Source organism: Staphylococcus sp. 11-B-312 (assembly GCF_016743055.1).
GTDB classification, from domain to species: Bacteria; Bacillota; Bacilli; order Staphylococcales; family Staphylococcaceae; genus Staphylococcus; species Staphylococcus ureilyticus.
The window spans coordinates 2326400-2341662 of the sequence record NZ_CP068241.1 but is presented as its reverse complement, the minus strand read 5'-3'; the positions used below and the strand labels follow the sequence as shown (position 1 = coordinate 2341662).

Here is a 15263-nt window from a genome sequence, read left to right as displayed (position 1 = left end):
GTTAATATAATTCAAATTTCAAAAAGAAAATAATTTACATGGAGGTAACATATGAAAAGAGTTTTATTTTCGATTGTCATAACAACCTTCAATAATGAAGATTTTATTAAAAAAACATTAGATTCAGTTGTAAACCAAACACTCAATAATAAACAATATGAAATCATTGTTATAGACGATCATTCAAGTGATTGTACTTGGGATATCGTGCAACATACGGAAGCAGAAAATTTAAATATGTATAGATTGCCCAAAAACAGTGGTGGACCGTCACATCCAAGAAATAAAGGAATTGAATTAAGTAAAGGAGATTTTATATATTTTCTAGATGGTGATGATTGGTTAGAACCTACGATATTAGAAAACATTGCTGAAAATAAACAGTGGTTAAAAAGTGATGTGATTATTTCTAAAATAGTAAAAGTAAGTGACAATAAACAATCAGTTCATGCTCGGTTTATGACAGATCAAGTCCATATTAATCAACAAACTAATAGTATTCCATACTTATATTATTACTTAGGGCCTAGTGGTAAATTTATTAGCCGTCAATTGATTAAAAAAAATAACATTCATTTTTCACCTGACTTACACTTTGGTGAAGATAAGTTATTTTTTATGAATGTGTTTAATGTGGCTAAACGTGCAACTACTACTAATAATATAGGTTGTTATTTAAATAGATTGTCTCAAAACGTTTCTATTATAAGAAGAACGAATTTTATAAAAAAAAGGGAAAGCGACTTTGAAATTTTTAAAGCAGCTTTACAAATAAAAAATACAAAAACACGTGATAAATTTTTATTGCGTATCGTCGAATATGATTTGCTATATAATTGTAATTCTCATGTATTTAACAACTTAAATGATTCTGAAAAAGAAAGCGTTTTTGAAATTATAAAAAGTATTTATTATAATAACTATGTAAGAAAGAAAATTGTTAAAAATATTAGTTATAGATTTAAAAATGCTGTAGAAGCTATTTATGAAAATGACTTAGAGAAATTTGTGTACTTCTTTGAATGGTTGAAACAAGGAGTGAAGCTATTAGAACAACGCGATCATAACCGTTATAGTTTAACAAGTGTAGATGATTATCATTTTGAATATATCGCACCAATTAGTAACCTGAAAAATTTACAAGTTTCTGAAGAACATGTATATTTGCAAATTGATATTCATAACTTAGACAAAGAACGAGTGTCATCTATTCAACTAGAAAACCGTAAAAATTGGCAAGATTCAACATTCATTCAAACATTTACATTGAGCAAAGGTTTTTTGACAATTGTATTAAATAAAAAAGATTTAGATAAATTAGTTTTAGGTATTTTTAATATTATGATTATGTATGATAGTTACAAAACATTAAATGTTAAATATGCTTTTACTAAAGAAGTAAAAATTACAGGTAAAATTGCTACATTTTATCCCACAATCAACGGTAATCTGGCACTCAAAGTTACATCTAGTTCATGAATTTATTGAATAAACCATATTATGTTTGAAAAAAATTAAATAATAAAAACAAAATGAGAAGGAACGCTAACATTTTAGTCTCAATAATTACTTTGGATTTAAGTAATTTGATTGTACAACCATTTATTTGGTTATTTATAAGCTTACCTATAAATATCTTGTAAGGTAGATGGTTTAGACGACCTAAGTAGTTCTTAAAAATACTTAGGAATTTGTACGGTTTCTAATCGATTTTGTTAGAGTGGGATAGAAAAATTCTATCCTGCTTCTTTTTATAAAGGATCATAATTAAAGGAGAACAAAATGGAAAATAGGAAAAATTTAATAGACATAGAAAGAAAATTCAGACCAGAAATAGAAGGTTTAAGGATAGTTGCAGCTTTGCTAGTTGCAATTTATCACATTTGGTTTGGAAAAGTATCAGGTGGTGTAGATGTTTTCTTTGTAATCTCAGGTTTTTTAATTACTACATCCATTATTTCTACAATAAACCGAACAGGTGATTATAAATTTTGGCCATACATATCTAAGTTGTTGAAAAGACTACTACCATCAGCATTATTTATTGTTTTAGTAACATTAATATTAAGCTTATTCTTTTTACCTTCGACTATTTTAGTGAAAACAATTAAAGAATCATTAGCCTCCATATTTTATTACCAAAATTGGCAATTGGCATTTAGTAGTACCGACTATTTAGATGCTAATCAAATGAAAAGTCCATTAGAACATTTTTGGGCTATGTCCATACAAGGACAATTTTATATCATTTGGTTTTTGTTATTTACTTTTGTACTATTTTTAGTTAGAAGATATTCACTTTCAAATGGTAAGAAACTTGTCAATTTCTTTCTAGGAATCATATTTATTGTTTCGTTTATTTATTCGATATATCTTACTATCGTGAATCAACCTTTCGCATACTTTATAACCTTTACAAGAGTATGGGAATTTGCACTGGGTGGGTTGTTATGTGTAAACCTAGCTAGTATTAAAATTAATAAAAAAGTAGCTGCCATCATAGGGTGGATAGGTCTAGTAGGATTGATATTAACAGGGGCACTCTTTGATGTTTCTACAATGTTTCCTGGCTACATTGCTTTATGGCCAATGACATGTGCTTTATTAATTGTGCTCTCAGGTAATGTGGATACTAAATATGGTGTGAAAAGATTTTTATCTTTACCTATTATGACAAAATTAGGTGGTATATCATTTGGTATTTATTTATGGCACTGGGTATTACTGTCATTTTTCAAATACAAAATAGCTGAAAATCCTTCAATATTAGAAGGGGTTATAATTATTTTATTATCTATAGTTCTATCTTTATTAATGACTAAATATATTGAAGCGCCTATAAGAAATAATAAAATAAACAAAAAAGCGTTTAAACCAATTTTAGTGATGTTAGCAATTAATTTGTTATTGGTCATTGCACTATCCATAATACATTTTTCAAATAAAAGTAATATGGACAAGCCTATCAATACAAAAGATTATCCGGGTGTAAATGCTATTTTTAAACAATTGAATGTAAAAGAACAGAACCCAATACCTAACTCAGCAAATACATTTGATGACTTACCACAATCTCACAAAGATGGAAGTAACCAAAACCTCAAAGATACAGATGTTAAAGTAGGAAAATATGGTAAAACAAAAGATTATAAAGCGACTATTGCGTTAGTAGGTAGTTCTCACTCAGAACATTGGCTTGGTGGCTTTATCAAAGCAGCAGAAAAAAATGATTATAGAGTGTTAAATATTACTAAATCAGGCACACGTTTTTCGAGTGGTTATGAAGCTGATTCGAATAAAGGTAAGTGGGTAAAAAATGTGAATAAATATTTGGAAAACAACGATGATATTGACTTAGTAGTTTCACATGCTACTTCCGCTGCAAGTGATAGTAAGTGGGTGCAAGATCAAATGGTAAATCAACTCAATATTGTAAAAAATGATTATGGTATTGACGTTTTAGCAATTAGAGATATACCAACATATAATTTTAACGTTGCTGAGGAATTTGATAAGTATGGTGAGAAAAAAATAATTAATAAAATGAATAATTATCATAGTCAACAAGATCAATCGTATTGGAAGAAGTTTATACAAAACAATAATAATATGTATACATTTGACCCAACTGAATATTTCAAAGAAGATAACCAATATAAACCGGTTATTGGTAATGTTGCAATTTATAGAGATATGGATCATATGACAAATACTTATTCAGAATCGTTTGGGGATATGCTGGCAGAAAAATTGAAATATGCAATCGAAAATAAAGATGACAATAAAGATAAAAACTTAAATGAAATATAGCGATTAGTATTTCTTTTTTAGTTCAATAAGTATGATTATGTTGTTTAATATAAGTAATGGGAAAGGGGAATTATTTATGAAGTTTGTAAAAGGAATTATTGGTTTCATTTGTATTAATTTATCGATTTTGGGAGTAATAAACATTTTAAAGCGGTATAAAAAAGATTCTATTACAGTAGATGAGGATACATCAGACAAAGCATATGCGTTGATTATTAACAATATTGACTAAATCATTCAATGATAACTGAGAGTGAATAGATATGAATATTTGATTATCAAAGAATAACTAATAAATTGATGTTACTAACAAATTAGGGGAAGTAATTGAAATAAATACAAAAAGTATTTATTTTGAATACTTGCCCTTTTTTTAATCATTTACTTAATAAAAAGATTTAGAAATATAGCTTTATATGCTTAAAATTGGGATAATTCACCACGAATTGTGCCATTTTTTGTATTTTAAGGAAAACAAGATTCAAAATGACTCAATTTGAATTAAAAATTTGGGGATTTTATGGCATTGGACACCAAATGTTTTCATTATATTATTCTATGCCCTAAATGTTAATATATTTTGTATAAAAGTTAACAAAGGGGTGTTGCATTTGGAAATTTTAGAAAAAATAGAAAATCACGCTAAGAAACAACCGCATCAAGTTGCTTTGCGCTTTGATGAACAAGCATTAACATATGATGAATTAATTAAAGAATTAAATAACAAAAGTGACTTATTTTCTAATATACCTAAACATAGCATTGTAGGATTGGTCACACGACATCCGCAGAAGGCAATGATTATTTATTTAGCATTGTTAAAAAGTGAGTGTGTACCATGTATTTTTGATGATAGATGGTCGAGCGTGCAAACCTTCAATTTAGTCGAAAAATACGGTGTTCAATATCTTATGGAAGAAGAGGATTTAAGTATACATAATGTGACCCAAAAAGATAATTTCAAGGACGATGACGATTTGTTACATATCGCTTTTACATCTGGAACGACAGGCTTACCTAAAGCATATTATAGGGGAAAGTTATCTTGGATTAAGTCATTTTCCAAAAATGATCAATTATTTGACAGAATGATAAATACAGTTGTTGCTCCGGGTCCGTTGTCGCATTCTTTATCGTTATATGCATGTATTTATGCATTATATACAGGTAGAACATTTATTGGACAGCGATATTTTGAAGCCAAGCGTTTAATGCAGACAATCCAACACCAAAAAGTAAATACAGCGTGTTTTATGGTGCCAACAATGATACAAGCTTGCGTTGCAACTCAAATTTTAATAGAAGGAAAACATTATATTTTAAGTACTGGGGATAAACTTGGCTTACATATTCGTCAACGTATTCAACAATGTTTCCCTAAAAGTGATCTAATTGAGTTCTTTGGGACATCAGAAGCTAGCTTTATTAGTTATAACTTCAATAATAGTGCACCACTAGAATCTGTTGGCAAATTGTTTCACAACGTGCACGTGAATATTGAACAGCCTGACGTATCAGGTATAGGCCTACTAAAGATAAGAAGTGATATGTCATTTGGTGGTTATGTTGATGAAGATGTCAGCGATGATAGTTGGATTGAAACAGGAGATTTTGCATCATGTGACGCGCATGCACATTTATTTTTACATGGTAGAAAGCATGATCGTATGATTATTGGTGGACGTAATGTTTATCCGTTTGAAATTGAACAGCATGCAAAATCCATTAATTTATTCAAAGAAGTAGTTGTTATCAGTGAAAAACATTCTAAATTTGGAGAAATTGCCGTATTACTATATACCGGTGATGATACAGTTCGTTATAACGATTTTAGAAAAATTATGAAACATCATGTAGCGCGTTACCAAATACCATCGAAACTAGTTAAAGTAAAGCGAATGGTCTATACCTCAAGTGGAAAGATTGCGCGCGAACGTATGAAACAATGCTATTTAAAAGGAGAATTATAAATGAATGAAGCGGTAATTATAGCAGCGAAACGTACAGCATTTGGGAAGTATGGTGGGAAATTGAGACATTTAGAACCTGAATTATTATTACAGCCACTATTCAATTATTTGAAAAATAACTTCCCTGCAATTGTTAATAATATAGATGACGTGATTTTAGGTAATGTTATCGGAAATGGAGGTAATATTGCGCGAAAGGCACTTTTAGAAGCTGGATTAAATCAACAAGTGCCAGGTGTGACGGTTGATCGCCAATGTGGTTCGGGATTAGAGGCTGTAAATCAAGCCTGTCGCATGATACAAGCAGGTGCAGGATCAATATACATTGCAGGTGGCGTGGAAAGTACAAGCAGAGCACCCTGGAAGATTAAGCGGCCACAATCTGTATATGACACACATTTACCAGAATTTTATGAAAGAGCATCATTTGCACCTCAAGGCCAAGATCCATCTATGATACAAGCAGCTGAAAATGTTGCAGAAAGATATGGTATATCAAGATTTGAACAAGATGAATTCGCATGGCACAGTCATCAAAAAACGCTTGATGCATACAACCATCGTAAGATTACTCAAGAGATAACGCCACTGATGATTAAAGGAGAAACATTTCAACAAGATGAAAGTATTAAACCTAAATTAACGCAACAAACGCTAAATCGATTAAAGCCATTATTACCAAACGGGAGCATTACTGCTGGCAATTGTTGTATGAAAAATGACGGTGCCGTACTACTACTTGTCATGGAAAAAACACTTGCTAAAGCATATGGCATACACAGTGGATTATCATTCATTGACCAAGTAACTATAGGTGTAGACCCAAATATACTTGGTATTGGTCCTGTGCCTGCTATAGAAAAACTATTAGCAAAACAGCAATTGTCTTTAAATGATATCGATGCTATAGAATTAAATGAAGCTTTTGCATCACAAGTGTTAGCAAGCCAACAAGCTTTAAACGTACCAGCTGAAAAATTAAATATTTATGGTGGCGCGATAGCTACTGGACATCCTTATGGCGCAAGTGGTGCTGCACTTGTTACACGGCTATTCTATATGGAAAATAAACATAGGACAATTGCAACTATGGGTATTGGAGGAGGTATGGGCAATGCCACATTATTTGAAAGATGGTCATGAACAACGAGAAATGATATTCCCAAAAAAAGATGTAGAAGCTTATAATCAATTGTTTGCACAAACGAATAGCGTTGATGTTTCACCACTTTATTGTGCAAGCCTGTGGCCCGAATTTGAATTGTTCAAACCGTTTATTTCTAGTAAGTTACTATTAAAATCAACAGAAATTGAACAATATCATCCCTTAGCAATTGATGTCATATATCAAGTGCAATTAACATTAATCGAACAAAAAAGGATTCGTCAATTTATCAAATATAGCTTTGAAATGAAAATAAATAAAAATCTGACTAAATGTATATATATTAAGCAAACGTTTTTAGAGAAGGTGAAAAATGATACAGATATTACCTAACGATGTAGAACGATATTTGAGACTTGTCAAAGATGAGAATCCTTTGCATCAACATATTGTACCAGGACAAATGATTGTACAAATTGCATTGATATACAATGAATTGAATTGGAAAAATTATAAAATTAATTATGTTGAACCAGTTGATACATATGAATTTCTTCATTTTGATTTTGAAAGCAATAATAAATTAATCGTGAAAAATAATTATGATAAAGTTAAAGTTACTATTTTGAAAAATAAATAAGTAATCATTGAAAATTGTCCTTAACTAGATAACAAACTTAAAAATAAAATGAATTTTTCCATATTTAAAAACAACTACAATTTTTGTATAAAAATTAAAAAATAGAATTTAAAAAATTTGAAACAGTTTGACATACACTCCGAACTCAGTATAATAAGTAAACATGTTAAGGGAGTGACTTAAATCGTGGATTATGAACAAGATTTTGATAAAAGTAATATTAATAAGGTGAATCCTAGAACTGCGAAAAAAACTGTATTTGCAACCGGTATTGGTAATGCGATGGAATGGTTCGATTTCGGGTTATATTCTTACCTAGCAGTTATATTGGGGCAAAACTTTTTTAGTTCGGTAGAAAATGACCAGTTAAAAACGATATTTACATTTGCCACATTTGCAATTGCATTTTTATTAAGACCAGTAGGTGGCATTATTTTTGGTATTATTGGTGATAAATTTGGTAGGAAAGTCGTTTTAACGACAACCATTATCATGATGGCATTTTCAACTTTGTTAATTGGTTTATTACCTACATATGATCAAATAGGTGTATGGGCGCCAATTTTACTATTATTAGGTAGAGTGCTTCAAGGGTTTTCAACTGGTGGAGAGTATGCAGGTGCGATGGTTTATGTTGCTGAATCCTCACCAGATAAATCTAGAAATGGTCTAGGTTCAGGTTTGGAAATTGGTACATTATCAGGTTATATCGCCGCATCAGTAATCAGTGGCTTACTATTTTTCTTTTTAAATGAGGAACAAATGGCTACATGGGGATGGAGAATACCATTTATTTTGGGTCTATTTTTAGGTATATTTGGTTTTTATTTAAGAAGAAAATTAGAGGAATCTCCAGTATTTGAAAATGAAATAGCTACACAACCTAAACGAGATAACATCGGATTTTTCACAATTGTTCGATATTACTACAAAGATATTATTGTATGTTTTGTAGCTGTAGCATTCTTTAATTGTACTAATTATATGGTAACTTCATATATGCCATCTTATTTACAACAAATAATTAAATTAGATAGCACAACGGTTTCTGTACTTATCACGGTTGTCATGGCAGTAATGATTCCATTGGCATTAATGTTTGGTAGAGTTGCAGATCGCATCGGAGAGAAAAAAGTCTTTTTAATCGGGCTATGTGGCACAGCTATCTTTAGTACTGTGGCATTTGCGTTATTCCAATCAGGTTCGTTGGTTTTAATAATTGTAGGTATATTTACGTTAGGATTTTTCTTGTCTACTTATGAAGCAACGATGCCAGGTTCATTACCAACGATGTTTTATACGCATATCCGTTATCGAACATTGGCGGTAACATTTAATGTGTCAGTATCATTATTTGGTGGAACAACACCGTTAATTGCTTCTTCATTGGTTGCGAAAACAGGAGATCCGCTTTCACCAGCTTATTACTTAGCGGCAATGAGCGTCATAGGGATTATCGTTATTTCATTGTTACATGTCAGCACAGCAGGTAAATCGCTTAAAGGTTCATATCCAAATGTTCAAAGCGATGAAGAATATGATTATTATACGGAAAATCCTGAGAAAGCTTTATGGTGGGCAGACGATAAACGCGTATAAGCCGAATGACATTACAAATGACTATTAAGAAAAAAGTATGCTAGCTATCGATACTAAAACGGAATAGTAGAAATTTAAAAATAGGTTATTCATTTCCTTTTAGAGTTAGGAAGTGAGTACCTATTTTTTTAGTAAATTTCACTATTATTGCAAGAAAGAATAGATTTCTTGCAATAATCTAGATATTTATATTTTAGTGTATTGCCTCATTTTGGTAGTAGAATAACATAGGATAGCAATGGTTATATCATTTATTTATGTTATGTTTAAGAAGGAAAAGGACATACATAGTTTGGGAGGGAAAATGATGACAGTAGAACAATATTGGGAGAAATTTGTACAATTATTTCCATCTTATAAGGGCAAAACATATGAAGCGTGGTCATTTGGTGTAGATGAGGATACATTAGCAGAATTAGTAAAACAAGGTGAAAAAACGGCTACGACAAGTGGTTACGAAACTTATCAAGTTGATGGTGAACCACTACCTCAAGTGGGAGATGTGAGCGTGATTTTAAATAAAAAAGGGGAACCACAATGTGTGATTGAAACAACACATGTATATCAAACAACTTTTAATGCTGTCTCTGCACATCACGCTTATTTAGAAGGTGAAGGCGATAAGTCACTAGCTTACTGGCGTAAAGCACATATTGATTTCTTTGAACCTTACTATGCATCTCTAGGATTGGCATTTAACGAATCTACTATTGTAGTGTTTGAGGAATTTAAAGTTTTATATAAATAAGTAAAGTGGTACATAAGTTAGGATCGCTTCGAGTGTGCTCTCCAAGCAAACAAAGGGGACAATCTTTGCCTAACTATGTACCACTTAGGGTGAGTGTTTATAAGGGATGTGTTATACCATGTATATATAATGGGACAGTTACATATACATGGCGCATATTTCTAAAGGGGAATTCTTTGTTCTGTTTCTTCTAATTTTAGTCTTGGAACTTATGCTTCTGTTTTTTCATCGATGTATTGAAGTGTAGCTAATAACTTACATTTAAGTTATCAACATCACTTTCAAGTAGAGAGAGTAACGTATATAATTCATTCTTGCTGAAATTTTCATCGCATTTAACAGAAATCGTTTTGAACGTCTTGGTGATAATTTCATAGATAGGGTTACCATTCTCAAAAGATTGTTCGTAGATAATCATGATGTCATACCTCCTTGTCTCTCTACACTTATTATAATAATAGATATGTATGCGAAATACATGAGTCTACAGTATCAACTTTTTATCAGTCGAACGTCGTATAATCATAAAATACTTTATTTCAATTTTTGTTGTATTAATACTATCACTTAAATGCTTATACTATTAAAAAACAAAAATAATATATTGTTTATTTGGTTTATATTTGCACTTTTTGAAACATTTATGTAACATTGTAATCGAATCGTAATGCGATTCCAAAATTTTAAATGGAGTGATACAGAATGAATAAGATTGCAAAGACTTTTGTAGCTGGAAGCATTGTATTTGGAACTACATTAGGCATAAGCGTTTCTGATGAAGGCGTATCACATAGCGAAGCACAAGCAGCAACAACACCTTATTATCAATATGAAGGAAATGCTGGTAACGACCCTAGCTTTTTATTAAATGAACAATTTAAAAATGGAATCAAATATGGCAAGGTTACTTTTAATGGCGTGAATGTAAGTGCAAGAACAGTAGAGGGTGGCAAGACAACTCAGAAATATGACCAAACTTTCTCAGACTATTCAAAAGATGATAATATAGCAAGTAACGTTAATTTTTCTATAAAAGGGAACTTAACTTATGAGCAAGTCAAAGATGCTTATGGAAAAGATTTAAGTAAGATTAAAACACCAGATAAACAACCTAAAGGTACAGGTGTATACGCATATCAATCTCAAAATAATGGGCCAACCGTTTTCTTTGAAATGAAAGATGGCCAAGTCAATGAAGTGAATATTGGGTATGGCGGATACGGTGGTTAAATAAAAACATAAATGAGTAAATCAACTTAAAAAAGGCGCACGTTCATCATCAGAAATGGACGTGCGCTTAGTTTATATTTGATTAAACTTCTGTAACTTCGACATCAATGTGTTCTATACGATTATAGGCACCGTGGTCAACAGGACCGACGAAGTCGTTCATTTTCCAACCGTTTTTAATTGCAGATGCAACAAATGCTTTAGCAGCGATGACGGCTTCTTTTGGAGATTTGCCTTTTGCTAAATATGCAGTAGTTGCTGCGGCAAATGTACAACCAGCGCCGTGATTATAACTTTGTTGGAACATATCAGTAGTTAGTTGATAGTAGTTTTCCCCATCATAGTATAAGTCATAAGATTTATCTTGATCTAACGCTTTACCACCTTTAATTATAACGTGTTGTGCACCTTGTTGATGAATGATATCAGCAGCTTTTTTCATATCGTCTATTGATTTTAAAGTGCCGAGGTTTGCAAGTTGACCAGCTTCGAATAAATTCGGTGTTACGACTGTAGCTTTTGGTAACAAATATTCAATCATTGCATCAGTATTGCCAGGATTTAAAACTTCATTTTCTCCTTTGCATACCATAACTGGATCTACTACAAAGTAGTTCGCACCAGATTCAACATATGCTTCGCCGGCACGTTTGATAATTTCTTGTGTCCCTAGCATGCCCGTCTTCACTGCATCCGGACCGATTGATATAGCTGTTTCTAATTGTTTTTCAAAAACATCGAATGGAATTGGCGTAACATCATGAGACCAAGATTCTTTATCCATTGTTACAATTGATGTTAATGCAACAATACCGTATGTTCCTAACTCTTGGAATGTTTTTAAATCTGCTTGCATGCCTGCGCCAGCACTTGTATCTGAACCAGCAATGGTTAAAGTTTTTTTCAATGCCATTAATTTTCACTCCTAAATATGCTTTTATATATATCATACCACGTTTGTCGACTATTCTAAATCATGACGTTTACAATGTAATAAGGTTACAATGATGAATAAATTAGTATATCCTTTTGATTCTATTACTGATACATATTAAAATGAAATAAAATATATTCATTATAATTGTGTTTATGATAAAGTGAGTACTACTAATCACACGAGCGAGCAAGTAGTGCTTTATGTTACTATATTAATCGAGGTGAGCGATATGGAATGGTCGGATGTTTTTCATAAAATTACTACAGAACATGATTTTACTGAAATGCATAATTTTTTAGAAAATGAATATACGACAAAGATAGTATATCCAGATAGGGAAAATATTTATCAGGCTTTTGATTTAACGCCTTTTGAAAAAGTGAAAGTTGTTATCTTAGGTCAAGATCCTTATCACGGACCAAATCAAGCACACGGTTTAGCATTTTCTGTGCAACCGAATGCTAAATTTCCGCCTTCATTAAGAAACATGTATAAAGAACTTGAAGACGATATCGGTTGTGTAAGAAAATCACCACATTTACAAGATTGGGCAAGAGAAGGCGTTTTATTATTAAATACTGTTTTGACAGTCCGACAAGGAGAAGCGCATTCTCACAGAGACATAGGGTGGGAAACTTTTACGGATGAAGTCATTAAAACAGTTTCAGAAAATTTGAGCAATGTTGTGTTTATATTGTGGGGTAAGCCTGCACAACAAAAAATAAAACTGATTGACACAGCGAAACATCATATTATTAAATCGCCACATCCAAGCCCATTATCTGCATATCGCGGATTTTTCGGTTCAAAACCGTATTCATTAACAAATGCATATTTACAAAAAAATGGTATTGAACCTATAAACTGGTGTGAAAGTGGGTTGTAAAATAAATGGAAAAAGAGAAAATTATTCAACTTATTGAGCAAGAACTAGTTCAAGCAGATGAAGCTAAAAATGATGCAGAATTTGAAAAGCATATCTATGCCATTCATACACTAACGTCACTCGTAAATAGTTCAAATAACAAACATCATTTTAAAGATAATACGTATTCAGTGTCTGATTCATTCAAATCATCTCGAAATGTAGAACAAACTGCTGCAAGTAAGAAGCAAGGCATCTCAGCAGAAGAAATTCAAGCAATGGGCGGAAAAGTACCTGCCTCATCGACAAAATTTGCAAATGCTAATACTTCACTAAATGCTAATAAATTGGTAACAGATGATGAAATTGGTAATGGAGATTCAATATTTGATTTTTAATTCAAGAAAGAGAGGTTAATTTTTATGAAATTATTTATTATTCTCGGTGCTTTAAATGCTTTAATGGCTGTTGGTACTGGTGCATTTGGCGCGCATGGTTTGGAAGGTAAGTTATCGGATAAATATTTATCCGTATGGGAAAAAGCAACTACTTATCAAATGTATCACGGCCTTGGTTTACTATTAATTGGAATTATAAGTGGTACAACGTCAATTAATGTGAATTGGGCAGGATGGCTATTATTCTTAGGTATTGTATTTTTCAGTGGTTCGCTATATATTTTAGCATTAACTCAAATTCGTATACTTGGAGCAATTACACCAATTGGAGGTATTTTATTTATTATAGGTTGGTTAATGTTAGTGATTGGTACGATTAAATTATAAATTTATAATTGTTATAGAATTCATCTTAGGGGTATAATACATCCCATGAGGTGAATTTTATTTATGGGAAAAAATGATAGGAAAGTAGATAGAGGAGATTTAAAACAAAACTTGTCTGAGAAATTTGTTTGGGCAATTGCCTATGGTTCATGTATCGGCTGGGGTGCATTTATTTTACCTGGTGATTGGATTGGTCAATCTGGACCTATTCCAGCAGCTATAGGTATTGTCATTGGCGCATTATTAATGATTTTAATTGCGGTAAGCTACGGCGCACTTGTTGAACGCTTCCCAGTTTCTGGTGGGGCTTTTGCGTTTAGCTTTTTAGGTTTTGGTAGATACGTAAGTTTTTTCTCATCTTGGTTTTTAACTTTTGGTTATATTTGTGTAGTAGCCTTAAACGCAACTGCATTCAGTTTATTAATTAAATTTTTATTACCTGATGTTTTAGAAACAGGTAAATTATATACCATCGCAGGATGGGATGTTTATATTACCGAAATATTAATTGCATCATTGTTATTGATTGTATTTATGTTTATTGCTATTAAGGGCACGAGTGTTTCAGGGTCACTACAATTTTATTTCTGTGTGGCAATGGTCATTACAATCTTACTGCTATTTTTCGGCTCGTTCTTTGGTAATAATTTTTCATTGGAAAATTTACAACCATTAGCGAACAAAGAAAAAGGCTGGCTTACATCAATTGTAACGATAGTTGCAGTAGCACCGTGGGCTTATGTAGGTTTTGATAATATCCCACAAACTGCCGAAGAATTTGATTTTTCTCCAAATAAAACGTTTAAACTGATTGTGTATAGTTTGTTAGCAGCAGCATTCACATATGTGTTAATGATTTTATATACAGGCTGGCTAAGTAGCTCAGAAACGAGTTTGAACGGGCAATTATGGTTAACAGGTGCCGTCACGAGTGGTGCATTCGGCTATATAGGTTTAGCAATTTTAGCGATTGCTATTATCATGGGTATTTTTACTGGTTTAAATGGATTTTTAATGAGTTCAAGTCGCCTATTATTCTCAATGGGACGTTCAGGTATTATGCCTTCAGTATTTAGTAAACTGCATAATAAATATAAAACACCATATGTCGCAATCATATTCCTTGTAGCTATCACATTGATTGCACCTTGGTTAGGTCGTACAGCATTGACATGGATCGTTGATATGTCATCTACAGGTGTTTCAATCGCTTACTTTATTACATGTTTATCAGCAGCGCGTTTATTTAGCTATGACAAAACAAGTAACACTTATGGTCCGGTATATAAGACATTTGCGATTATAGGTACAGTAGTATCATTTGTTTTCTTATTACTATTATTAATTCCTGTTTCACCAGCTGGACTATCAATGCCATCTTATATTGCATTATTTGGTTGGTTAATTATAGGATTAATCTTTTTCGTAATTCGTTATCCTAAATTAAAACAAATGGATAATGATAAACTAAGTAAATTGATATTAAATCGTTCTGAAGATGAAGTAGTGAATCTGATTAATGAGAATAAAGTGACGAACCAAACACATAAATAGAAGTTAATCATTGATTATTT

General features: G+C 31.8%; 16 protein-coding genes. 14 read left to right on the top strand and 2 right to left on the bottom strand.

Features of this window, described 5'->3' with window-relative positions; all coding sequences use genetic code 11:
* The first annotated feature begins 51 nt into the window (after positions 1-51).
* The 9 genes from JG554_RS11315 (at position 52) to JG554_RS11275 (ending at position 9872) form a co-directional block, all read left to right on the top strand.
* Positions 52-1479 carry a glycosyltransferase family 2 protein gene (locus JG554_RS11315; protein ID WP_192946083.1) on the top strand — a complete coding sequence of 476 codons (1428 nt, stop codon included), beginning with the start codon at positions 52-54 and terminating at the stop codon, positions 1477-1479.
* A gap of 303 nt (positions 1480-1782) precedes the next feature.
* Positions 1783-3810 carry an acyltransferase family protein gene (locus JG554_RS11310; protein ID WP_203265306.1) on the top strand — a complete coding sequence of 676 codons (2028 nt, stop codon included), beginning with the start codon at positions 1783-1785 and terminating at the stop codon, positions 3808-3810.
* A 76-nt stretch (positions 3811-3886) separates the two neighbouring features.
* Positions 3887-4042 (top strand): hypothetical protein, encoded by a 156-nt coding sequence (locus JG554_RS11305; RefSeq protein WP_157948047.1) that lies wholly within the window; start codon positions 3887-3889, stop codon positions 4040-4042.
* Positions 4043-4412: 370 nt separating this feature from the next.
* Entirely contained in the window at positions 4413-5780 is a 1368-nt protein-coding gene (locus tag JG554_RS11300; protein ID WP_238394765.1) for an AMP-binding protein, read from the top strand.
* On the top strand, positions 5781-6923 hold the full coding sequence (locus JG554_RS11295; RefSeq protein ID WP_203265305.1) for a thiolase family protein: 1143 nt from the start codon (positions 5781-5783) through the stop codon (positions 6921-6923).
* Positions 6895-7278 (top strand): hypothetical protein, encoded by a 384-nt coding sequence (locus JG554_RS11290; protein ID WP_046207264.1) that lies wholly within the window; start codon positions 6895-6897, stop codon positions 7276-7278. The genes JG554_RS11295 and JG554_RS11290 overlap by 29 nt, the downstream gene beginning before the upstream one ends.
* The gene (locus JG554_RS11285; protein WP_070038917.1) at positions 7259-7525 is read left to right on the top strand and encodes a hypothetical protein; all 267 of its coding nucleotides are present in this window, start codon (positions 7259-7261) and stop codon (positions 7523-7525) included. The genes JG554_RS11290 and JG554_RS11285 overlap by 20 nt, the downstream gene beginning before the upstream one ends.
* Positions 7526-7711: 186 nt before the next feature.
* A complete protein-coding gene (locus JG554_RS11280) occupies positions 7712-9124 on the top strand; it encodes an MFS transporter (protein WP_046207266.1) in 1413 nt (470 codons plus the stop codon).
* Between the two features lie 307 nt (positions 9125-9431).
* Complete coding sequence (locus tag JG554_RS11275; RefSeq protein ID WP_107360008.1) at positions 9432-9872, top strand: ASCH domain-containing protein; 441 nt, start codon at positions 9432-9434, stop codon at positions 9870-9872.
* Positions 9873-10119: 247 nt separating this feature from the next.
* Here the strand turns inward: JG554_RS11275 and vraX are convergent, their stop codons facing one another.
* Positions 10120-10290, bottom strand: a complete 171-nt coding sequence (vraX, locus tag JG554_RS11270) for a C1q-binding complement inhibitor VraX (protein ID WP_019468209.1) — start codon at positions 10288-10290, stop codon at positions 10120-10122.
* Positions 10291-10574: 284 nt separating this feature from the next.
* On the opposite strand from vraX, the gene isaB reads away from it, so the two are divergent.
* The gene (gene isaB, locus JG554_RS11265; RefSeq protein WP_019468208.1) at positions 10575-11102 is read left to right on the top strand and encodes an immunodominant staphylococcal antigen IsaB family protein; all 528 of its coding nucleotides are present in this window, start codon (positions 10575-10577) and stop codon (positions 11100-11102) included.
* Positions 11103-11184: 82 nt separating this feature from the next.
* On the opposite strand, the gene thiD is transcribed toward isaB, so the two are convergent.
* Complete coding sequence (gene thiD / locus JG554_RS11260; protein WP_046207268.1) at positions 11185-12015, bottom strand: bifunctional hydroxymethylpyrimidine kinase/phosphomethylpyrimidine kinase; 831 nt, start codon at positions 12013-12015, stop codon at positions 11185-11187.
* 244 nt (positions 12016-12259) lie between these two features.
* Here thiD and JG554_RS11255 point away from each other — a divergent pair, with 244 nt between their 5' ends.
* From JG554_RS11255 to JG554_RS11240, 4 genes are all read left to right on the top strand, one after another.
* Positions 12260-12925 carry a uracil-DNA glycosylase gene (locus JG554_RS11255; RefSeq protein WP_256277550.1) on the top strand — a complete coding sequence of 222 codons (666 nt, stop codon included), beginning with the start codon at positions 12260-12262 and terminating at the stop codon, positions 12923-12925.
* A gap of 5 nt (positions 12926-12930) precedes the next feature.
* The gene (locus JG554_RS11250) at positions 12931-13302 is read left to right on the top strand and encodes a DUF5327 family protein (protein ID WP_064209593.1); all 372 of its coding nucleotides are present in this window, start codon (positions 12931-12933) and stop codon (positions 13300-13302) included.
* A 24-nt stretch (positions 13303-13326) separates the two neighbouring features.
* Positions 13327-13689 carry a DUF423 domain-containing protein gene (locus tag JG554_RS11245; protein ID WP_046207271.1) on the top strand — a complete coding sequence of 121 codons (363 nt, stop codon included), beginning with the start codon at positions 13327-13329 and terminating at the stop codon, positions 13687-13689.
* 63 nt (positions 13690-13752) lie between these two features.
* Complete coding sequence (locus JG554_RS11240; RefSeq protein ID WP_107360007.1) at positions 13753-15243, top strand: APC family permease; 1491 nt, start codon at positions 13753-13755, stop codon at positions 15241-15243.
* The last annotated feature ends 20 nt before the right edge of the window (positions 15244-15263 follow it).

Coding starts and splice junctions, on each gene's coding strand:
- JG554_RS11250 (WP_064209593.1), top strand. CDS start 12,931: ATGGAAAAAGAGAAAATTATTCAACTTATTGAGCAAGAACTAGTTCAA.
- JG554_RS11295 (WP_203265305.1), top strand. CDS start 5,781: ATGAATGAAGCGGTAATTATAGCAGCGAAACGTACAGCATTTGGGAAG.
- JG554_RS11290 (WP_046207264.1), top strand. CDS start 6,895: ATGCCACATTATTTGAAAGATGGTCATGAACAACGAGAAATGATATTC.
- JG554_RS11315 (WP_192946083.1), top strand. CDS start 52: ATGAAAAGAGTTTTATTTTCGATTGTCATAACAACCTTCAATAATGAA.
- JG554_RS11240 (WP_107360007.1), top strand. CDS start 13,753: ATGGGAAAAAATGATAGGAAAGTAGATAGAGGAGATTTAAAACAAAAC.
- JG554_RS11275 (WP_107360008.1), top strand. CDS start 9,432: ATGACAGTAGAACAATATTGGGAGAAATTTGTACAATTATTTCCATCT.
- JG554_RS11310 (WP_203265306.1), top strand. CDS start 1,783: ATGGAAAATAGGAAAAATTTAATAGACATAGAAAGAAAATTCAGACCA.
- JG554_RS11285 (WP_070038917.1), top strand. CDS start 7,259: ATGATACAGATATTACCTAACGATGTAGAACGATATTTGAGACTTGTC.
- JG554_RS11305 (WP_157948047.1), top strand. CDS start 3,887: ATGAAGTTTGTAAAAGGAATTATTGGTTTCATTTGTATTAATTTATCG.
- vraX (WP_019468209.1), bottom strand. CDS start 10,290: ATGATTATCTACGAACAATCTTTTGAGAATGGTAACCCTATCTATGAA.
- isaB (WP_019468208.1), top strand. CDS start 10,575: ATGAATAAGATTGCAAAGACTTTTGTAGCTGGAAGCATTGTATTTGGA.
- thiD (WP_046207268.1), bottom strand. CDS start 12,015: ATGGCATTGAAAAAAACTTTAACCATTGCTGGTTCAGATACAAGTGCT.
- JG554_RS11245 (WP_046207271.1), top strand. CDS start 13,327: ATGAAATTATTTATTATTCTCGGTGCTTTAAATGCTTTAATGGCTGTT.